Genomic DNA, 20713 nt, shown 5'->3' on the forward strand with positions numbered 1-20713 from the left:
AAGGGGGCCCTCCTCACCGAAGGGCCCCCTTTTCCGTACCGCCTACTCCCCGAGCAGCGCCCGGACCCGCTCCTGGCCCACGGCCAGTAGCAGCGTGGGCAGCCGGGGCCCGGTGTCCCGGGAGACCAGCAGCTGGTAGAGCAGCGCGAAGAACGTCCGCTGAGCCGTCTTGATCTCGGCCGGCAGTTCCTTGGGCGTGGCGTCCGCGGAGAATCCGGCCTGCACCTTGGGCACGCCGTACACGAGGTGGGTCAGCCCGTCGAGCGACCAGTGCGAGGCCAGCCCGTCGAGGAGCAGCCGGAGCGACTGCTGGGATGCCTCGTCGAGGGACTTCAGCAGTTCGGCGTCGGGCTCGCTGCGCACGATGGTCCGCTGGTCGGCGGGCACCTGGGTGTTGATCCAGGCTTCGGCCCTGTCGTAGCGGGGCCGGGCCTCGTCCAGCGACGAGAGCGGGTTGTCGGGGTCCAGGTCGCTGAGGATGCGCAGCGCCTGGTCCGCGTGCCCGGCGGTGATGTCGGCGACGGAGGCGAGGGTCCGGTACGGCAGGGGCCGGGGCGTCGTCGGGAGCGGCCCGCCGGCGGTGCCCACCGCGCGGGAGTGCGCGGCGACATCGCCCGGCAGCGCGGAGCCGTCGGCGACCTTGGTGTCCAGCTTGTCCCACTCGTCGTAGAGCCGCTGGATCTCCTGGTCGAAGGCGATCTTGAAGGACTGGTTGGGCCTGCGGCGGGCGTAGAGCCAGCGCAGGAGCTGCGGCTCCATGATCTTCAGTGCGTCGCCCGGCGTGGGCACTCCGCCCTTGGACGACGACATCTTCGCCATCCCGGAGATGCCGACGAAGGCGTACATCGGTCCGATCGGCTGCTTCCCGCCGAAGATCCCGACGATCTGCCCGCCGACCTGGAAGGAGGAGCCGGGCGAGGAGTGGTCGACTCCGCTGGGCTCGAAGACGACGCCCTCGTAGGCCCACCGCATCGGCCAGTCGACCTTCCAGACGAGCTTGCCGCGGTTGAACTCGTTGAGCCGGACGGTCTCGGAGAACCCGCAGGCGTTGCAGGTGTACGACAGCTCGGTCGTGGCGTCGTCGTAGGAGGTGACGGTGGTGAGGTCCTTCTCGCAGTTGCCGCAGTAGGGCTTGTACGGGAAGTACCCGGCGGATCCGGAGGAGCCGTCGTCCTCGGCGGCCGCGCCGGACCCTTCGGCGGCCTCGACCTCGGCGTCGTCGAGAGGCTTCTGCTGCTGCTTCTTCGCTGCGGCCGGGGCCTTCTTGGTGCGGTACTGGTCGAGGATCGCGTCGATGTCCCCGCGGTGCGCCATGGCGTGCAGGATCTGCTCGCGGTAGACGCCCGAGGTGTACTGCGCGGTCTGGCTGATCCCGTCGAACTCGACGCCGAGCTCGGCCAGCGAGTCGACCATGGCGGCCTTGAAGTGCTCGGCCCAGTTCGGGTGGGCGGACCCCTTGGGCGCGGGCACGGAGGTCAGGGGCTTGCCGATGTGCTCGGCCCACGACTCGTCGACCCCGGTGACACCGGCCGGCACCTTGCGGTACCGGTCGTAGTCGTCCCAGGAGATGAGGTGCCGCACCTGGTGGCCGCGGCGCCGGATCTCGTCGGCGACCAGGTGGGGGGTCATGACCTCGCGGAGGTTCCCCAGGTGGATGGGTCCGGACGGGGAGAGCCCAGAGGCGACGACCACGGGTTTGCCGGGGGCCCGACGCTCCGACTCCTCGATGACCTCATCCGCGAAACGGGAGACCCAGTCGGTGGTCTCGGTGCTCTGAGCCACGATCGGCACGTCCTCTTTTACTGAAGTACTGGAGTACTGAAGGCTTGATGGACACCTCATTCTCCCAGACCGCCCCGCGCCGGAGAAAACCGCTTTACCCCCCATGGGATACTGACCGTGTCTATCTGATCCCCCGAGGAGAACGGCACCCACGTCCATGGCCCCGGTCACGTCCCTCAGCGACTCCGTCAACCAGCAGCTCGGTTCCGCGATCTCGGCCACGCTGCCGGAGGCCTCCGCGGACCCACTGCTGCGACGCAGCGACCGGGCCGACTTCCAGGCGAACGGCATCCTGGCGCTCGCCAAGAAGGCGAAGGCGAACCCGAGGGACCTGGCGACGCAGGTCGTCTCGCGGATCGAGACCGGTGACGTGATCAAGGACGTCGAGGTCTCGGGCCCGGGCTTTTTGAACGTCACGATCACCGACCGGGCGATCACCGAGACCCTGGCCGCGCGCTACGCGGACACCGCCCGTCTCGGCGTACCGCTCAAGGACGAGCCCGGCATCACGGTGATCGACTACGCCCAGCCGAACGTGGCCAAGGAGATGCACGTCGGCCACCTGCGCTCCGCGGTGATCGGCGACGCCCTGCGCGGCATGCTCGACTTCACCGGCGAGAAGACGATCGGCCGGCACCACATCGGCGACTGGGGCACCCAGTTCGGCATGCTCATCCAGTACCTGATCGAGAACCCGGGCGAGCTGGCCCCTCCGGGCGAGGTCGACGGCGAGCAGGCCATGTCGAACCTGAACCGGGTGTACAAGGCGTCCCGGGTGGTCTTCGACTCCGACGAGGAGTTCAAGGAGCGGGCGCGGAAGCGGGTCGTCGCCCTGCAGTCCGGTGACAAGGAGACCCTCGAACTCTGGCAGCAGTTCGTGGACGAGTCGAAGGTCTACTTCTACTCGGTCTTCGAGAAGCTGGACATGGAGATCCGCGACGAGGAGATCGTCGGCGAGTCGGCGTACAACGAGGGCATGCCCGAGACCGCCCGCCTCCTGGAGGAGATGGGCGTCGCGGTCCGCTCCGAGGGCGCGCTCGTCGTCTTCTTCGACGAGATCCGCGGCAAGGACGACCAGCCGGTCCCGCTGATCGTGCAGAAGGCGGACGGCGGCTTCGGCTACGCGGCGAGCGACCTGACGGCGATCAGGAACCGGGTCGTCGACCTGCAGGCGACCACGCTCCTCTACGTGGTGGACGTACGCCAGTCCCTGCACTTCAAGATGGTCTTCGAGGCGGCCCGGCGCGCGGGCTGGCTGAGCGAGGGCGTCACCGCGCACAACATGGGCTACGGCACGGTCCTCGGCGCGGACGGCAAGCCGTTCAAGACGCGTGAGGGCGAGACGGTACGGCTGGAGGACCTGCTGGACGAGGCGGTGCAGCGGGCCGCCGAGGTCGTACGGGAGAAGGCGCAGGACCTCACCGAGGACGAGATCCAGGAGCGGGCCACGCAGGTGGGCATCGGCGCGGTGAAGTACGCCGACCTGTCGACGTCCCCCAGCCGCGACTACAAGTTCGACCTGGACCAGATGGTCTCGCTGAACGGCGACACGTCCGTGTACCTCCAGTACGCGTACGCCCGTATCCGGTCGATCCTGCGCAAGGCGGGAGAGGTACGGCCGGCCGCCCACCCGGACATCGAACTGGCCGGGGCGGAACGGGCGTTGGGCCTGCACCTGGACGCGTTCGGCGACACGGTCTTCGAGGCGTCCGCGGAGTACGCCCCCCACAAGCTGGCGGCGTACCTCTACCAGCTGGCCTCCCTGTACACGTCCTTCTACGACAAGTGCCCGGTCCTGAAGGCGGACACCCCGGCCCAGGTCGAGAACCGCCTGTTCCTGTGCGACCTCACGGCCCGCACCCTGCACAAGGGCATGGCGCTGCTGGGCATCAGGACGCCCGAGAAGCTCTGACGCCGAACGCGATTGTCAGTGGCTCCCCCTACAGTCACTGACATGGCGACTCTTCCCAACCCGCTGCCCACCCTCGCGGCAGACCCGAGCGGTCGTTCGCTCGGCCTCGGGCTCCCCCTCGGGAGACTGATCGACGAGACGGACGACGGTCCGTGGCACGAGCCGTTGCTGTGGCACGCCGAGTACACGGCGTCGTCCGGGGCCTGGACGGCGCTGGGTACCCAGACGGCGCGAACCGGGCTGCTGCCCGTGCTGATCGACGTGGGCGGTACGCAAGGCGGGCCGGAGGAGTGGGAGTTGATGCCCGGGGAGATGTCGTACCCCGGGGACCACGACCCGGAGGAACTGCTGGCGGAGTACTGGGCGTACACGATCGAGGAGCCCGACGACCTCGACGGGACGATCGCCCCGTACGACGAGACCTGGCCCGGCCTGGCCCCGGCCCCCGAGTCACTCCCCGCCGACCCCGACACCCGTGCCGCCGAGACCGCGGACGCACTGCTCGACGAGGGCTCGTGGTTCAAGGATCCCCGCCTCGCCCTGGTCCCGGCGCGCCGCAGCGCGGACATCCCGGCGGCCATCGGCTGGACGGGACCGTTGAACTACGAGAACGACGTGGCCCGCCTCTGTGCGATCCTCCGCTCCTGGGAGGACCGCTTCGGGATACGCGTCGTCGCGCTCGGCTTCGACCGGTTGACGGTGTCCGTCGCCGCCCCGCCCACGACGAAGGACGAGGCGGAGGCCGTCGCCGCCGAGCACTTCGCGTTCTGCCCGGACAACATCACCCAGGGGGACCACGAGACCCTGCGCGCGTACGCCGAGCACGCGGTGCTGGGGCAGCGGGTCTGGTCCTTCTGGTGGGACTGACCTGGTGGGACTGACCGGCGTCAGCCGGGGAGCAGCGGCGTGCCCTCCGGTGCCGTGATGCCGAACTCCTCCTCCAGGAGCCGCCGCACCTCCGCCTCGCCGGTCAACTCCCGCTTCCGCACGGTGCCGTCAGTGCGGGTCTCCGTGAGCAGGCTGCCGTGGAGGAGGAGATGGCGCTCGGTGGTGACGCGCTGGACGTAGATCCGCTGGGTGAAGGGGGAGCGCGGGTTGGTCCCGATGTGCCAGTTGATGACCTCGAAGTCGGGCTCCTCGAAGGGCTCCAGGGTGAAGGCGTACTGATCAACCCACCTGTCCTCCTGGTGGGCCTGGAGCACCCACAGCTCGAGCGGCCCTCGGTGCGGCACCTGCACCAGTCGGTGAAGGCGTCCGGCGTCGGGGAACTCGGTGTCCGTCCGGAGCGGCACCGGTTCCAGCAGCGCGCCGATCGCCCCGAACCCGACGTCGGCGAGATACGGCTGCGGGTCGCCGGGGATCTCCACGAGCAGCGCCATATGGGTACGCGGACGGCTCTCGACCGCGTCCGCGCCGAGGACGACCCGTGCCGCCAGCCGGGTCACGCGGAAGCCAAGTGCCTCCAGGGCGAGCAGGAGCAGGGTGTTGTGCTCGTAGCAGTAGCCCCCGCGTCGGCTGCGCACCAGCTTCGCCATCAGGTCGCCGGGTTCGAGGGAGGGGGCGTTGCGGCTCAGGGCGTCGAGGTTCTCGAAGGGGATGCCCCGCGAGCGTCGCCAGGTCGGCCCGCCGCTCCCCTTCCCACCCGATCCGCGCCAGATACTCACCGAAGTCGAAGCCCGGGTCCCGCACAGTCTCATCGGCCATGACGACACCGTAGGCACAGGGCCGCCGCCGCGTCCGCCGACCAGGGCCGGACCGCCCCTGCGACCTTCGCCCTAGGTCTACGTCGGCACGTGCACCTGCGCCTGCGCGCCCTGTGCCTCAGCCTGGTCCCGGACCGCCCTGAACGCCTCCCCCAGCCTCCGCAGCCCCTCCCCGATCTCCTCCGGCGTCTGCGTCACGAAGCACAGCCGCAGGGTGGAGCGGTCGGGTTCACCGGCGTAGAAGGGCGCGCCGGGGACGTAGGCCACATCCCGTGCCACGACCTGCGGCAGCAGCGCGGTCGTGTCGTACGGCGACGGAAGCCTCGCCCAGAGGAACATGCCGCCCTCGGGACGCGTCCAGACCGACCCTTCGGGCAGGGCGTCGGCCAGCCCCGCGAGCATGGCGTCCCGGCGCTCCCCGTAGACCTGCGCGACGCGCCGCACATGGGCGTCGAGGTCGCGGTCGGCCAGGTAACGGGCCGCGGCGAGCTGGTTGACGGTCGGGGTGTGCAGATCGGCGGCCTGCTTGGCGACCGCGCAGGCCCGCCGCAGCTCGCCGGGTGCCCGGAGCCAGCCCAGCCGCAGTCCGGGGGCCATGACCTTGGAGAAGGACCCGAGGAGCACGACCCGGTCGCGGACCTCCTCGTGGGCGGCGATCCACGGCACCCGCTCGCCCTCGAAGCGGAGTTCGCCGTACGGATCGTCCTCGACGATCCACAGCCCGCAGCGCGCGGCCACGGACGCGACGGCGGCCCGGCGCCCCGCGGACATGGTCCGCCCGGTCGGGTTCTGGAAGGTGGGCACGGTGTAGAGCAGCTTGGGCCGCTCCCGCACGACGAGTTTCTCCAGCGCCACGGGATCGGGCCCCTCGTCGTCCCCCGGCACGGCCACCACCCGGGCCCCCGCGAACCCGAAGGCCTGAAGTGCGGCCAGATAGCAGGGGCTCTCGACGAGCACCGTGTCCCCGGGCTCGATCAGCACGGTGGCGAGCAGCGACAGCGCCTGCTGGGACCCGGTGGTGACCAGGACGTCGTCGGGGTCGGTGACCAGCCCCCGCACCGACATCCGCTCCGCAAGGGCGGCCCGCAGCACGGGCTCGCCCTCGGTGGTCGAGTACTGAAGCGCCCGCTCGGGCACCTCCTCCAGCACCGCCCGATACGCCTCAGCGATCCCCTCGGCGTCGAACAGTTCGGGCGCCGGAAGCCCGCCCGCGAAGTTGACGACCTCGGGGCGGGCGGTGACGGCGAGGATGTCCCGTACCGGCGACCCACCGACCGAGCGGGCCCGGGCGGCGAGCGGCGGCACGGAAGCGAACGTGGGCACCGTCATGGCACGGCTCCTTCGACTGCGAACTGGCGACTGCGGACTGCGGACTGCGGACTGCGACGACTGGCGGGTTCAGCGCAGCCTAAGCAAATGAATGCCACCTACAAGCACCTTTCCGCGATACGGACGTCCCGCACCCGCTCAGGCCTTGGTGCCGGTCGCCCCGTAGACGTTGATGTCGTCGTCCGTGACGTCGTTGATGTCCCGGTAACGGATCTTCTCGATGTCGTCGAGGGACGCGAAGTCCTCGGCGTCGATGGCCGGCGGCTCGGGCGCGGGCCCGGGGTGCCACCGATGCGCGGGCACCACACCGGGCTCGTCCAGCGACAGGCCCGGCACCTCGGTGAAGAACCGCTCCACCTGCGCCTTGGACCGGAACACGAAGGTGAACCCGCGCTCGGTGTAGGTCCGTTGGACCGCGCGGGTGGGCTCGGGATGCATCTCGTCGGTCAGATGGCTGAGCACCACCCGGCTCCCCGCGGGCAGGACCTCCACCAGCTCCCGCACGATCGGATAGGCCTCGTCGTCCTCGACGAAGTGCAGGATCGCGACCAGGCACAGTGCTATCGGCTGGTCGAAGTCCAGGGTCTTGGCGGCCTGTTCGAGGATCTGCGCGGGACTCTTGAAGTCGGCGTCGATGTAGTCCGTACGCCCCTCCGGCCCGCTCGTGAGCAGCACGCGGGCATGCGCGAGCACCACCGGGTCGTTGTCGACGTAGACAACCCGCGCCTCGGGCCGGATCCGCTGGGCGATCTGGTGGACGTTCTCCCCGGTGGGCAGTCCGGTGCCGATGTCGAGGAACTGCCGGATCCCGTCCCGCGCGGTGAGCCGGCCGACGGCCCGGCGCATGAAGTCGCGGTTGTGGCGTACGTCGAGGTAGCCGCGGGGGTTGGCGGCGAGCGCGGCGGCGGCCGCCTCGCGGTCGGCGGGGTAGTTGTCCTTGCCGCCGAGGAAGACGTCGTAGACGCGGGCCGGATGCGCCTTGGTGGTGTCGATCCTCTTGGCCAGCTCGGCCGGGTCCTGGCTGAGCGCGTCACCGGACATGGGCGTCTCCCCTGTGAATGTGTCGGTCCTTCAACGGACAACCACCGCGATGTTCAAGAACCCAACTCCCCGGGCGACTTGATGGTGCCCGGCGCCCGACATGCCCCGTCCCGCATCCCACAGCAGGGACTCGGGAAGCCACATCCCCCCAGGTCAACGCACCCCCCACCACAGAGCCGTCCCGAATCCCCCGCGAGAGCTGGCGAACGCCCCCGCTGCCCCGCAGCCTGATCCCATGCCCACCCACCCCCACACCCCCCACAGACTCACCGCGACCGCCCTCGCCCTCGCCCTGTTCATGCTCCTCGCGCTGACGGGCTGCAAGGACGGCCAGGGCGTACGCGACGAGGGCCCGGCCACGCACAAGGCGGCCGCGGCAAGCCCCGCGGAAAACCAGAAGGCCGCCCGGCACTGACCGGGCGGCCTTTCGAAGCAGAGCTACGGCATCACACGTGCGCCGGGGCGAAGCCCTTCGGGTTGGGGCCGTACTTGTTCTCGCTCGGCTCGCTGTCCAGCACCGAGAAGACGAACAGGGTGATGCCGCCGACGAGCGGGACGAACGCGAACAGGATCCACCAGCCGCTGCGGCCCGTGTCGTGCAGACGGCGCGCGGTCACGGCAAGGCCGGGCAGCAGGAAGGCGATGTAGGGGAGGAGCGGGAGCCACGACTGCTTGGTGGCGAGGCCGATGGCGAGGAAAACGACGTAGATGATCCCCGCGAACAGCGCGAACATCCAGTATTCCTTGCGGCGCGCACGCCCGCTGAAGACCGCGTACTTCTTGAGTGCCTCGATGAACCAGCTCATGGTGGTGTCCCCCCATAGATCGCCGCTCGGAACCGTTCCGAATGGATCAGGCCAGGCGCAGAAGATATGAAGGATGTCGGGAACTCGTCAATTCAACGGATGTAAGCATTCCATCAAGCGGAAGGCTCGACGCAGCCCGACAAATCCACCACATCCGAAGCGCATTACGGACACAACACCAGAAGATCACCGAGCGAAGTGGGCGATGTTATCCGGACGTTGGCCGGAACGAGCTCGGCCCGTATCCGGACCGAGCTCGAACCGTTGCCGTGACACGCCGTCCGGCGGCTTCGTCAGCCGAGCTTCTGCGCCACCTCGGTGGCCCAGTAGGTGAGGATGTTCTGCGCCCCGGCCCGCTTGATTCCGGTCAGCGTCTCCAGGATCGCCCGGTCCCGGTCGATCCAGCCCTTCTCGGCGGCGGCCTCGATCATCGAGTACTCACCGGAGATCTGATAGGCGGCGACCGGCACGTCCACGGCGTCCGCGACCCGCGCGAGCACGTCGAGATACGGCCCGGCCGGCTTGACCATCACCATGTCGGCGCCCTCCTCCAGATCGAGGGCGAGCTCCCGCAGCGACTCCCGCACGTTCGCCGGGTCCTGCTGGTACGTCTTGCGGTCACCCTGCAGCGACGACGCGACGGCCTCCCGGAACGGACCGTAGAAGGCGGACGCGTACTTCGCCGTGTACGCCAGGATGGCCACGTCCTCCCGCCCGATCTGGTCGAGCGCGTCCCGGACGACCCCGACCTGCCCGTCCATCATCCCGCTGGGCCCCACGACATGGGCGCCCGCGTCGGCCTGCACCTGGGCCATCTCGGCGTACCGCTCCAGGGTGGCGTCGTTGTCGACGCGCCCCTCCGCGTCCAGCACCCCGCAGTGCCCGTGGTCGACCGTCTCGTCGAGACACAGGTCGGACATCACGAGCAGGTCGTCCCCGACCTCGGCCCGCACATCCCGGATGGCGACCTGCAGAATCCCGTCGGGATCGGTCCCCGGCGTCCCGACCGCGTCCTTCTTCGACTCCTCCGGCACCCCGAAGAGCATGATCCCGGACACCCCGGCCGCGACGGCCTCCGCGGCCGCCTTCTTCAAGCTGTCCCGGGTGTGCTGCACGACCCCGGGCATCGCCGAGATCGGCACGGGCTCACTCGCCCCTTCCAGCACGAACGCCGGAAGGATGAAGTCGGCGGGGTGCAGCCGGGTCTCGGCGACCATGCGGCGCATGACGGGAGTGGTCCGCAGCCGCCGGGGCCGCGTACCGGGAAAGGATCCGTACATCGTCATATCCCTACGCTACGCCCGGCTCACGGGTCCCTTTGCCGACGCTGCGTCGGACTTGGGCGGGGCGCCTATCGGGGTGCCGGGTGAGGTTGCCAGGCGGCTGCGGGTCGGTGGGGGTTGGCCGCGCAGTTCCCCGCGCCCCTGGGTGGGACTCGTGCACCCCTCCACCCCGGCACCAACCCACCCACCGAACCCCACGCGCTACCCCCGCCCCACCGGACCGCAACAGGCCGCCGCAGGCATTCAGGGGCGCGGGGAACTGCGCACAACGCCCGCCCCCACCTAACCCGCGGACAACCCCAGACCTCAGGTGGTCGACCGCCGACGCCTCGCCCCCGGCCGCCGCTCACTCGGCCGCGTCACCGGATCCCCGGCCTCCAGCGCCGCCGCCCGCCGCTTCAACCCGAAGTCGGCCAGCGCCTCGGCCAGCTTGTGCACGGACGGCTCGGGAGCCATCACATCCACCCGCAGCCCGTGCTCCTCGGCCGTCTTGGCCGTGGCGGGACCGATGCACGCGATCACGGTCACGTTGTGCGGCTTCCCGGCGATACCCACCAGGTTCCGTACGGTCGACGACGACGTGAAGAGCACGGCGTCGAACCCGCCCCCCTTGATCGCCTCCCGCGTCTCCGCCGGCGGCGGCGAGGCCCGCACGGTCCGGTAGGCGGTGACGTCGTCGACCTCCCACCCGAGCTCGATGAGCCCGGCGACCAGCGTCTCGGTCGCGATGTCGGCGCGCGGCAGGAACACCCGGTCGATCGGGTCGAAGACCGGGTCGTACGGCGGCCAGTCCTCGAGAAGCCCCGCGGCCGACTGCTCACCGCTCGGCACCAGATCGGGCTTCACACCGAAGGCGACCAGCGCCTTCGCCGTCTGCTCGCCCACCGCGGCGACCTTGATCCCCGCGAAGGCACGCGCGTCGAGCCCGTACTCCTCGAACTTCTCCCGTACCGCCTTGACGGCGTTGACAGAGGTGAAGGCGATCCACTCGTAGCGCCCGGTCACGAGCCCCTTGACGGCCCGCTCCATCTGCTGGGGCGTGCGCGGCGGCTCGACGGCGATCGTCGGCACCTCGTGCGGCACGGCCCCGTAGGACCGCAGCTGGTCGGAGAGCGAGGCCGACTGCTCCTTCGTACGCGGCACGAGAACCTTCCAGCCGAACAGCGGCTTGTTCTCGAACCACGACAGCTGGTCGCGCTGCGCGGCGGCCGAACGCTCACCGACCACGGCTATCACCGGCCGCCCGCCCTCGGGCGAGGGCAGCACCTTGGCCTGCTTGAGCGTCTGGGCGATGGTGCCCAGGGTGGCCGTCCAGGTCCGCTGGCGCGTGGTCGTACCGGCGACGGTGACCGTCATCGGCGTATCGGGCTTGCGCCCGGCCGCGACCAGCTCACCGGCGGCGGCGCCCACGGAGTCCAGGGTCGTCGACACGACCACGGTCCCGTCCGACACCCCCACCTCCGTCCAGCACCGGTCGGAGGCCGTCCGCGCGTCCACGAACCGCACGTCCGCGCCCTGCGCGTCGCGCAGCGGAACACCGGCGTACGCGGGCACGCCGACGGCCGCGGCGACACCGGGCACGACCTCGAAGGGCACGCCCGCGCGGGCGCAGGCCAGCATCTCCTCGGCGGCGTACGCGTCGAGCCCGGGGTCCCCGGACACCGCACGCACGACCCGCTTGCCGCCCCGCGCGGCCTCCATGACAAGATGTGCGGCATCCCGTACAGCGGGGGCAGGGGCGGTTGTTGACGTGCCGTCAACAACTGTCAGTTGGGGCGCGCCCGTGCCCGGAACCGGAGTCGAGGGCGACTCGGTGTCCGTGTTCACGACGGCGACGCCCGACCGAGCGTGGACGCGCACGACGTCGAGCACCTCGTGCCCGGCGACGAGAACGTCCGCGTTCGTGAGCGCCTCGACGGCGCGCAGAGTCAGCAGTCCCGGATCTCCGGGTCCGGCACCCAGGAAGGTGACGTGCCCGTGTTCGGGACCGACGGGAAGTGTGGTGGGGCTCACAGTGCTCGCTCCCCCATCAGACCGGCCGCGCCCTGGGCAAGCATCTCGGCCGCTAGTTCACGGCCGAGCGCCATTGCTTGGTCGTACGTCTCGGGCACGGGACCGGTGGTGGACAACTGCACCGTGCGCGAGCCGTCGGTGGTGCCGACGACGCCCCGCAGGCGCATTTCCTTGACAATCTGCCCGTCGGCCAGCAGGTCGGCCAGCGCGCCCACAGGGGCGGAGCAGCCGGCCTCCAGGGCGGCGAGCAGTGACCGCTCGGCGGTCACGGCGACCCGTGTGAACGGGTCGTCGAGCTCGCCGAGCGCTGCGATCAGCTCCGCGTTGTCCGCGGTGCACTCGATCGCGAGTGCTCCCTGGCCGGGAGCAGGCAAAACTGTGTCGACCGAGAGGAAATCGGTCACTTCGTCGATACGGCCGATGCGCTGCAGCCCTGCCGCGGCCAGCACCACCGCATCCAGCTCACCATCGCGCACGAACCGCACCCGGGTGTCGATGTTCCCCCGGATCGCAACCGTCTCGATATCAAGTCCGTGTGCGCGGGCGTACGCGTTCAGCTGTGCGGTGCGCCGGGGCGAACCGGTGCCGATGCGGGCTCCGCGGGGCAGGTCGGTGAACTTCAGGGCGTCCCGGGCGACGATGACGTCCCGCGGGTCTTCGCGTGCGGGTATCGCGGCCAGCGCCAGCTCGTCCGGCTGCCCGGTGGGCAGGTCCTTGAGCGAGTGCACCGCGAAGTCGACCTCGCCCTTGAGCAGGGCCTCGCGCAGCGCGGTCACGAACACTCCCGTGCCGCCGATCTGCGCGAGCGCCTCCTTGGACACATCGCCGTACGTGGTGATCTCCACGAGCTCGACGGGCCGCCCGGTCACCTGGCTCACGGCGTCCGCCACCTGCCGCGACTGGGACATGGCGAGTTTGCTCCGCCTGGTCCCCAGTCGTAGCGCCTTGGTACTCATGACGAGCCTCGGTCTTTCTCATCGGTGGTGCTGTCCTCGGCGCGGGAGACGGCGGCCACCGTCTCGGGGTCGAGGTCGAACAAAGTCCGCAACGCGTCCGCGTACCCGGCACCGCCGGGCTCGGCCGCGAGTTGCTTGACCCGTACGGTCGGCGCGTGCAGCAGCTTGTCGACCACGCGCCGTACGGTCTGCGTGATCTCCCCGCGCTGTTTGTCGTCCAGGCCAGGCAGCCGCCCGTCGAGCCGCGCGATCTCGTTCGCGACGACATCGGCGGCCATGGTCCGCAGCGCGACGACGGTGGGCGTGATGTGCGCGGCCCTGAGCGCCGCCCCGAAGGCGGCGACCTCGTCCGCGACGATACGACGGACCTGGTCGACGTCGGCCGCCATCGGAGCGTCCGCCGAGGCGTCGGCGAGCGACTCGATGTCGACGAGCCGTACCCCGGCCAGCCGGTGCACGGCGGCGTCGATGTCCCGGGGCATGGCGAGGTCGAGCAGGAAGAGCGAGGGGGTGGGGCGCGGGATCTCGGCGACGGGCTCGGGCCTGCGCCGCTCGGGCACCCGCCCGATGACGGCTGCGGTCGCCGCGAGGGCGGCGATGGCGTCGGCCTCCTCGGCGGGGTCGAGCACGGTCACGGCCGGCCCGGAGCTCTGCGGCCGAGGTGCGTTGTCCACCCAGGCGGCGTGCTGTTCCAGCTCGGAGGCGGCCATTCCGGCCACGGCGGCCTCACCGAGCACGGAGAAACCGGCGGTGGCCTGCACGGGGGCCAGGTCGAGCGGACAGTTCTCGTCGGCTGCGGAGCCCGCGGGCACTCGGGGCGCCGGGGCGGCTCCCGATCCACCGAGGGGCGGCACCTCGTCGGCGCCGGGCTGTGCGACCCACCCCCGCGCGGCGGCGACGGTCTCGGCACTGAGGACGAGCCCGGTCGCCCCCGTACAGGACACGACGATGTCGGCACGTGTCAGCTCGTCCGGCACCGAAGCCATCGGTACCGCACGGGCCACCACGTCCCCGCCCGAAGCGCCCTCGTTGAGGATCTCCGCGAGCCGCTCGGCCCGCTCGGCCGTACGGTTGGCGATCACGATCTGGGGGACACCCGCCCGCGCCAGCGTCGCCGCGGCCAGCGAGGACATCGATCCGGCGCCGATGACCAGCGCCTTCTTGCCCCGCGCCCAGTCCGGCACCTCGGCACCCAGAGCCAGCTGCTCCAGCCCGAAGGTGACCAGCGACTGCCCGGCCCGGTCGATCCCCGTCTCGGAGTGGGCCCGCTTGCCGACCCGCAGCGCCTGCTGGAAGAGGTCGTTCAGCAGCCGCCCGGCCGTGTGCAGCTCCTGCGCCCGCGCCAGCGAGTCCTTGATCTGCCCGAGGATCTGCCCCTCGCCGACGACCATGGAGTCGAGCCCGCAGGCCACGGAGAAGAGGTGATGGACGGCCCGGTCCTCGTAGTGCACGTAGAGATACGGAGTGAGCTCCTCGAGGCCCACCCCGCTGTGCTGGGCGAGCAGCGTGGACAGCTCGGCCACGCCCGCGTGGAACTTGTCCACGTCGGCGTACAGCTCGATCCGGTTGCAGGTCGCGAGCACCGCGGCCTCCGTGGCCGGCTCCGCCGCGACCGTGTCCTGGACCAGCTTGACCTGCGCATCGGCATGCAGCGCCGCCCGCTCCAGCACACTGACCGGCGCGCTGCGGTGGCTCAGCCCGACAACGAGGAGACTCATGCCGGCATCACGGCGGGTACGTCCCCGTCGGGCCCTTTGTCGGCGGAGCCGCTGCGGCCGGCGACGACCGGAGCTGCGCCGTCGGAAGCGGCGGCTGCGGCCTCCTCACCAGCCTTGCGCTGCTCGTGGAAGGCGAGGATCTGCAGCTCGATGGAGAGGTCGACCTTGCGCACGTCGACGCCGTCCGGCACGGACAGCACGGTCGGCGCGAAGTTCAGGATGGAGGTGACGCCGGCGGCCACGAGCCGGTCACAGACCGGCTGGGCGGCACCGGCGGGGGTCGCGATGACACCGATGGAGACGCCGTTGTCCTCGACGATCTTCTCCAGGTCGTCGGAGTGCTGCACGGGAATGCCCGCGACGGGCTTGCCGGCCATCGCCGGGTCGGCGTCGATCAGCGCGGCGACACGGAACCCACGGGACGCGAAGCCGCCGTAGTTGGCGAGAGCGGCGCCGAGGTTGCCGATACCGACGATCACGACCGGCCAGTCCTGGGTCAGGCCCAGTTCGCGGGAGATCTGGTAGACGAGATACTCGACGTCGTAGCCGACACCGCGCGTTCCGTAGGAACCCAGGTAGGAGAAGTCCTTGCGCAGCTTCGCGGAGTTGACCCCCGCGGCGGCGGCGAGTTCCTCGGAGGACACCGTGGGTACCGAGCGCTCGGACAGTGCCGTCAGGGCTCGTAGGTACAGCGGAAGGCGGGCGACGGTGGCCTCGGGAATCCCTCGGCTACGGGTCGCCGGTCGGTGAGTTCGGCCAGTTGCCACGGTGCTCCTGCGGGTAGAGCGGGGCTGTAGGCGGTCACACGTCCCCGGACCGCCCCGTCGAAAGCAGGCTATGTCTTTGTGAACGCGTGCACAAAGATGGTGTCCGATTTGCCCGGCCAACGTGACCGGGGTCACGCGCGTCTCTCTCGGAGGCAAAACCGCACACTTCCCTCTTCAATCCCGCCCCCGAGGCAACTTCGCCATCGATCCTAAGCGACCGGCCGGGCCAGGCGGACTAGTCCGTCAGCGCCTTGCGAAGACGTTCCTCGTTCACTCGCCAGAACGTGTGCTGTTCACCGTCGACGAGTACCACGGGGATTTGCTCCCAGTACTGCTCGTGGAGTCGAGGGTCCTGGTCGATGTCCTTGTACTCCCAGGGAACCCCGAGATCTCCACAGACCTTCTCGATCACCAGCTGTGCGTCGTCGCACAGATGACAACCGGGCTTGCGGATCAGGGTGACGAGCCGGTCCTCGGGGGCCCTGGCCTGCTTTCGGCGGAAGATGGGACTCATGCGGGCCATTCTCCCGCGCGTCGCCGTCGGCCGTGACCGCCTGTTTAACGGCACAGTCGTGGAGTGTTCACACCCTCCAAACCTCTCGACTCCGGAACCACCGAACAGAATGGCTATGCTCACGCCATGGCCGCTCTCGGATGGCTCACTCCTCGTAGGCGCTCCGCCACGGCGCGAAGCGTGTTGGCAGGCGAGGCCTCGGCGGAGGCCGCGCGCAAGTCCTCCCAGGAGGTCGAGGAGACCCCTGGTACGCAACCGGCGTCAGTGTTCCCGGTTCTGGGTGACGACAAGGCCGCCGCCTTCTTCGACCTGGACAACACGGTGATGCAGGGCGCCGCCCTCTTCCACTTCGGCCGAGGCCTATACAAACGGAAGTTCTTCGAGACCCGCGAGCTGGCGAAATTCGCCTGGCAGCAGGCGTGGTTCCGCCTCGCCGGTGTCGAGGACCCCGAACACATGCAGGAGGCCCGCGACTCGGCGCTCTCCATCGTGCAGGGCCACCGCGTCGCCGAACTCCAGTCGATCGGCGAGGAGATCTACGACGAGTACATGGCCGAGCGCATCTGGCCGGGCACGCGCGCGCTGGCGCAGGCACACCTGGACGCGGGCCAGAAGGTGTGGCTGGTCACGGCGGCCCCCGTGGAGATCGCCCAGGTGATCGCCCGCCGCCTCGGCCTCACCGGCGCGCTCGGCACGGTGGCGGAGTCGGTCGACGGCGTCTACACGGGCAAGCTGGTCGGTGAGCCCCTGCACGGCCCCGCGAAGGCGGAGGCGGTCCGGGCCCTGGCGGCAGCGGAGGGTCTCGACCTGTCGCGCTGCGCGGCGTACAGCGACAGCCACAACGACATCCCGATGCTCTCGCTGGTGGGTCACCCCTACGCGATCAACCCGGACGCCAAGCTCCGCAAGCACGCCCGTCGACTGGACTGGCGCCTGCGCGACTACCGCACGGGCCGCAAGGCGGCGAAGGTCGGTATCCCGGCGGCCGCGGGCGTGGGAGCGGTGGCGGGTGGCACGGCGGCGGCGATCGCCCTGCACAAGCGCCGCCGGTAACCAGGCAAACACACCAATCCCCAGGTTTTGTACGCGTAACCCCGTGTGCAGGCACATTGGCTGCACACGGCCACAACACGCCCCGTTCCCTGACAGAACACGACCGTTTTCGATCAACAACCGGTCACTCTCGGGTACTTGAACGGCCCCTAATCGGTTACGGAAGCGACGTAATCGATGAATAGAGCAACTGGGTGTAGCAGCGCCTGCACTAAGCGTTATTCTCCTCAGACGCAATCCGGTACCTCTCCGTCGCTACGACGGGTGAACGGTCCCGCACTGCACGTGATGGAAGCTCTGCCTCTGGGAGTCCCGTGTACCCACACGTCGGGGTTGACGCCTCGGGCCTGGCTACGCTGCGCGCAACGGTCCAAGACCTGTTGCGCGGCTTCGTCCCCACCGCGTACGCCGTCCCCGCCTTCGCCGTAGCCGCGGCACCGATCGGCCCGTGCTACGCACTGGCCGACGGTTCCGCGGCCGTCGGCAGACGAGGGCGTTCGACCGGTGCCGCACCGGCCCGCCGTCCGGCCGCGGACAGCGACAGCGCCCGCATGATGGACCTGGTCGAACGCGCCCAGGCCGGCGAGGCCGACGCTTTCGGCCGCCTGTACGACCAGTACAGCGACACGGTGTACCGGTACATCTATTACCGGGTAGGAGGTAAGGCCACCGCCGAGGACCTGACGAGCGAGACGTTCCTGCGCGCGCTCCGAAGGATTGGCACCTTCACCTGGCAGGGCCGCGATTTCGGCGCCTGGCTCGTCACCATCGCGCGCAACCTCGTCGCCGACCACTTCAAGTCGAGCCGTTTCCGGCTGGAGATCACCACGGGCGAAATGCTCGACGCCAACGAGGTCGAGCGCTCACCCGAGGACTCCGTCCTGGAGTCCCTCTCCAACGCCGCGCTGCTGGACGCCGTCCGCCGGCTCAACCCACAGCAGCAGGAATGCGTGACCCTCCGTTTCCTCCAGGGGCTCTCGGTCGCCGAGACCGCCCGGGTGATGGGCAAGAACGAGGGCGCCATCAAGACCCTCCAGTACCGGGCCGTCCGCACCCTGGCCCGGCTCCTCCCAGACGACGCCCGCTGAGAGCACACGTCCGGTAACCGTCAACTAGCTCTCGGTGAAAGTCCGTTGACTCCCCGATCCGATCATCCGCAGTCCGTAACCCAAGTGCCACGCCGCTCGTTGTGCGGGATGCAGGCTCCCTGTGGTCACTCCCTGGCCGACTTCGATCACCCGATCGTGTGCTTGTGGTCAGGGCGTGCAACCCTCAGGACCCCCTGGGGAGTCGACCGTCATGACGAGAGGAGGTGCCGCCAGTGATCGCGAACGTATCGGCGCACCGGCGGGCGAACGCCTTCGCCCATGCCCTGGAGGAGCAGTCCGACCGGGAACCGGCGGCCGAGCAGTCCGAAGGACCAGCGCCGGCCGCCGCGGAACACCCCGATCCGGACCGTCTTTTGGCCCTCGCGGAGTGTCTCGGCGAGCTGCCCAGGCCTGAGCTGGACCCGAAGGTCAAGGTCGTCCAGCGAGCCCAGCTGGTGGCCGCGATGGAGGCCATGCTGCTGGAGGGCGACGGGGCGGAACCCGCGGTCCCGGAGCAGCGCTCCCATCGGGCCAAGGGCACCCACCGGGCGAGTGGGCTCGGGAAGCTGCGACCGCGTTCCCGGCTCACCAAGGGCCTGGCCGCGGGCGGCCTGAGCGTCGGAGTCGCCGCCGGAGCCTTCGGCGGTGTGGCCGCGGCCAGCTCGGACGCGCTGCCCGGGGATTCGCTGTACGGCCTCAAGCGCGGCATCGAGGACTTCAAGCTCACCTATCTGTCCGACGGGGACGACGAGCGCGGTGTCGCCTACCTCGACCAGGCCTCCACCCGGCTGAACGAGGCCCGCCGTCTGATGGAGCGCGGCCGGGGCGGCCACCTCGACCACGAGTCAGTGGGCGAGATCCGCCGCGCGCTCTCGGGCATGCAGCACGACGCCGCCGAGGGCCACCGCCTGCTGCACGCGGCGTACGAGCGCGACCCGAACTCCCTGGGCCCCATCCAGGCCCTGGCCGGCTTCTCGCGCTCGCACCGCGAGGCCTGGGGTGCGCTCCGCGACCGGCTGCCCGTCCAGCTCGGCGATGTCAGCGAGCAGGTGTCCGAGGTCTTCGACGCCATAGACGAAGAGGTCGCACCGCTGCAGTCCCTGCTCCCGGAACCCCCGGCGCAGAGCGGCGGCAAGGGAGGGCAGCGGCAGAGCGGCTCCGGCTCGGCGTCCTCCGACGCCTCGACCGGCTCCGGCCGCTCGACGGCCCCGGGTCCGGGTGGCTCCCCGGAGCACACCGGCGGCAGCAGCCCCAGCAAGTCCACCCCGTCCGGCGGTGAGGACGACGGCCTGCTCGGCGGCAACACCGGCGGCCTCCTCGACCCCCCGAAGGACACCGGCACCGCCACCCCGACGTCCCCGGCCCCCTCGGCCGACCCGGACGTCACCCTCCCACCCCTCCTCCCGGGCCTCCTCCCCGGCCTGGGCATCAACGGCGAGGACGCGAACTAGCCCTTCCGGTACGACGGTGGGGGCGCCCTTCTCAGGAAGAGCGCCCCCACCGTCGTACAACAAGCAACCTCAAAAGAACACCGACCGCCGCTGCACCAGCAACTTGGCCCCTCCTGTCCGCTGCCCTCGCACTGCTGCGCAGGCTTCGCACAGGCCGGACTCCGTCCAGCGGCTTCAGGCAGCGGGGTCGTCCTCGCGGCCACGCCCGCCTCGTCGGCAGCCGAGTCCGCGCGCCGACTCAGAAGAACACCGACCGCCGCTGCACCAGCAACTTATAGAGCGTGTGCTGGATCTGTTCCCTGACCTGGTCCGTCAGGTTGAACATCAGCATCGGGTCCTCGGCGGCCTCCGGCGGGTAGCCGTCCGTGGGGATCGGCTCGCCGAACTGGATCGTCCACTTCGTCGGCAGCGGGACCGCGCCGAGCGGGCCCAGCCACGGGAAGGTCGGAGTGAGCGGGAAGTACGGGAAGCCCAGGACGCGGGCCAGCGTCTTCGCGTTGCCGATCATCGGGTAGATCTCCTCCGCGCCGACGATCGAGCACGGGATGATCGGCGTGCGCTGGCGCAGGGCCGTGGAGACGAAACCGCCCCGGCCGAAGCGCTGGAGCTTGTAGCGCTCGCTGAAGGGCTTGCCGATGCCCTTGAAGCCCTCCGGCATCACACCGACCACTTCGCCCTGCCCGAGCAGCCGTTCGGCGTCCTCCGCGCAGGCCAGGGTGTGGCCGAGCTTGCGGGCGAGTTCGTTGACCACCGGCAGCATGAACACCAGGTCCGCCGCCAGCAGCCGCAGATGCCGGTTCGCGGGGTGGTGGTCGTGGACGGCGACCTGCATCATCAGGCCGTCCAGCGGCAGCGTCCCGGAGTGGTTGGCGACGATCAGCGCGCCGCCCTCCGCCGGGATGTTCTCGACGCCCTTCACCTCGACCCGGAAGTACTTCTCGTACACCGGCCGCAGCAGGGACATCAGGACCTGGTCGGTGAGTTCCTCGTCGTACCCGAAGTCGTCGACCTCGTAGTCCCCGGTGAGCCGCCGGCGCAGGAAGCTGAGGCCCCCGGCGATGCGCCGCTCCAGGCCGCCCTCGTCGTTCGCCTGCTGCGGCGGCTGTTCCTCACGCGTCACAGGAACATCATCCTGCGCGAAAGCCCCGCTGGGCAGGGGCTGGACCTCACGGACCAGCGCGGGCTCGGTGCCCTTGCGCCGGCTCCCCGCGCTCCGGCGCCGCGCCGGCCGCTGTACGGCGCCTGCGCGGGACCGGTCGTCGTCGAACGGAATGACCTTGGCGTCCGCCATCGTTGA

The 20713-nt window shown here is 70.3% G+C and carries 17 protein-coding genes and 1 pseudogene; 6 read left to right on the plus strand and 12 right to left on the minus strand.

The features are described 5' to 3' along the window. Positions 1-42: 42 nt before the first annotated feature. A complete protein-coding gene (gene lysS, locus ACZ39I_RS32345; protein ID WP_467248482.1) occupies positions 43-1791 on the minus strand; it encodes a lysine--tRNA ligase in 1749 nt (582 codons plus the stop codon). Positions 1792-1939: 148 nt separating this feature from the next. On the opposite strand from lysS, the gene argS reads away from it, so the two are divergent. Next, entirely contained in the window at positions 1940-3694 is a 1755-nt protein-coding gene (gene argS / locus ACZ39I_RS32350; protein WP_467248483.1) for an arginine--tRNA ligase, read from the plus strand. 42 nt (positions 3695-3736) lie between these two features. Then, entirely contained in the window at positions 3737-4561 is an 825-nt protein-coding gene (locus ACZ39I_RS32355) for a DUF4253 domain-containing protein (protein ID WP_467248484.1), read from the plus strand. Between the two features lie 20 nt (positions 4562-4581). On the opposite strand, the pseudogene ACZ39I_RS32360 reads toward ACZ39I_RS32355, so the two are convergent. From ACZ39I_RS32360 to ACZ39I_RS32370, 3 genes and pseudogenes are all read right to left on the minus strand, one after another. Beyond that, a pseudogene (locus ACZ39I_RS32360) lies at positions 4582-5398 on the minus strand (arylamine N-acetyltransferase family protein). Between the two features lie 77 nt (positions 5399-5475). Continuing rightward, positions 5476-6726, minus strand: a complete 1251-nt coding sequence (locus ACZ39I_RS32365; RefSeq protein WP_467248485.1) for an aminotransferase-like domain-containing protein — start codon at positions 6724-6726, stop codon at positions 5476-5478. A gap of 138 nt (positions 6727-6864) precedes the next feature. Next, a complete protein-coding gene (locus ACZ39I_RS32370; RefSeq protein ID WP_467248486.1) occupies positions 6865-7767 on the minus strand; it encodes an SAM-dependent methyltransferase in 903 nt (300 codons plus the stop codon). 235 nt (positions 7768-8002) lie between these two features. Between ACZ39I_RS32370 and ACZ39I_RS32375 the strand changes: the two genes are divergently transcribed. Then, on the plus strand, positions 8003-8182 hold the full coding sequence (locus ACZ39I_RS32375) for a hypothetical protein (RefSeq protein WP_467248487.1): 180 nt from the start codon (positions 8003-8005) through the stop codon (positions 8180-8182). A 31-nt stretch (positions 8183-8213) separates the two neighbouring features. On the opposite strand, the gene ACZ39I_RS32380 is transcribed toward ACZ39I_RS32375, so the two are convergent. From ACZ39I_RS32380 to ACZ39I_RS32410, 7 genes are all read right to left on the minus strand, one after another. Then, a complete protein-coding gene (locus tag ACZ39I_RS32380) occupies positions 8214-8573 on the minus strand; it encodes a DUF805 domain-containing protein (protein ID WP_352390779.1) in 360 nt (119 codons plus the stop codon). Between the two features lie 293 nt (positions 8574-8866). Further along, entirely contained in the window at positions 8867-9859 is a 993-nt protein-coding gene (hemB, locus tag ACZ39I_RS32385; protein WP_467248488.1) for a porphobilinogen synthase, read from the minus strand. A gap of 303 nt (positions 9860-10162) precedes the next feature. Next, the gene (locus tag ACZ39I_RS32390) at positions 10163-11869 is read right to left on the minus strand and encodes a bifunctional uroporphyrinogen-III C-methyltransferase/uroporphyrinogen-III synthase (protein ID WP_467248489.1); all 1707 of its coding nucleotides are present in this window, start codon (positions 11867-11869) and stop codon (positions 10163-10165) included. After that, the gene (gene hemC / locus ACZ39I_RS32395; RefSeq protein ID WP_352390782.1) at positions 11866-12825 is read right to left on the minus strand and encodes a hydroxymethylbilane synthase; all 960 of its coding nucleotides are present in this window, start codon (positions 12823-12825) and stop codon (positions 11866-11868) included. The genes ACZ39I_RS32390 and hemC overlap by 4 nt, the downstream gene beginning before the upstream one ends. Continuing rightward, a complete protein-coding gene (locus tag ACZ39I_RS32400) occupies positions 12822-14543 on the minus strand; it encodes a glutamyl-tRNA reductase (protein ID WP_467248490.1) in 1722 nt (573 codons plus the stop codon). The genes hemC and ACZ39I_RS32400 overlap by 4 nt, the downstream gene beginning before the upstream one ends. Next, positions 14540-15310, minus strand: coding sequence for a redox-sensing transcriptional repressor Rex (locus tag ACZ39I_RS32405; RefSeq protein ID WP_451476982.1), 771 nt, complete (start codon positions 15308-15310; stop codon positions 14540-14542). The genes ACZ39I_RS32400 and ACZ39I_RS32405 overlap by 4 nt, the downstream gene beginning before the upstream one ends. A gap of 235 nt (positions 15311-15545) precedes the next feature. Next, complete coding sequence (locus ACZ39I_RS32410; protein ID WP_467248491.1) at positions 15546-15833, minus strand: glutaredoxin family protein; 288 nt, start codon at positions 15831-15833, stop codon at positions 15546-15548. Positions 15834-15950: 117 nt separating this feature from the next. Between ACZ39I_RS32410 and ACZ39I_RS32415 the strand changes: the two genes are divergently transcribed. The 3 genes from ACZ39I_RS32415 to ACZ39I_RS32425 all read left to right on the plus strand — a co-directional run bounded on the left by ACZ39I_RS32415 (position 15951) and on the right by ACZ39I_RS32425 (position 19416). Beyond that, positions 15951-16877 carry an HAD family hydrolase gene (locus ACZ39I_RS32415; RefSeq protein WP_352390786.1) on the plus strand — a complete coding sequence of 309 codons (927 nt, stop codon included), beginning with the start codon at positions 15951-15953 and terminating at the stop codon, positions 16875-16877. A 314-nt stretch (positions 16878-17191) separates the two neighbouring features. Continuing rightward, a complete protein-coding gene (locus ACZ39I_RS32420) occupies positions 17192-17965 on the plus strand; it encodes an ECF subfamily RNA polymerase sigma factor, BldN family (protein WP_451476980.1) in 774 nt (257 codons plus the stop codon). Positions 17966-18198: 233 nt separating this feature from the next. Beyond that, positions 18199-19416, plus strand: a complete 1218-nt coding sequence (locus ACZ39I_RS32425) for a DUF5667 domain-containing protein (protein WP_467248492.1) — start codon at positions 18199-18201, stop codon at positions 19414-19416. A gap of 238 nt (positions 19417-19654) precedes the next feature. Here the strand turns inward: ACZ39I_RS32425 and ACZ39I_RS32430 are convergent, their stop codons facing one another. Continuing rightward, entirely contained in the window at positions 19655-20707 is a 1053-nt protein-coding gene (locus ACZ39I_RS32430) for a lysophospholipid acyltransferase family protein (protein WP_451476978.1), read from the minus strand. Between the last annotated feature and the right edge of the window lie 6 nt (positions 20708-20713).

This window comes from Streptomyces sp. NPDC024687, from assembly GCF_055559055.1.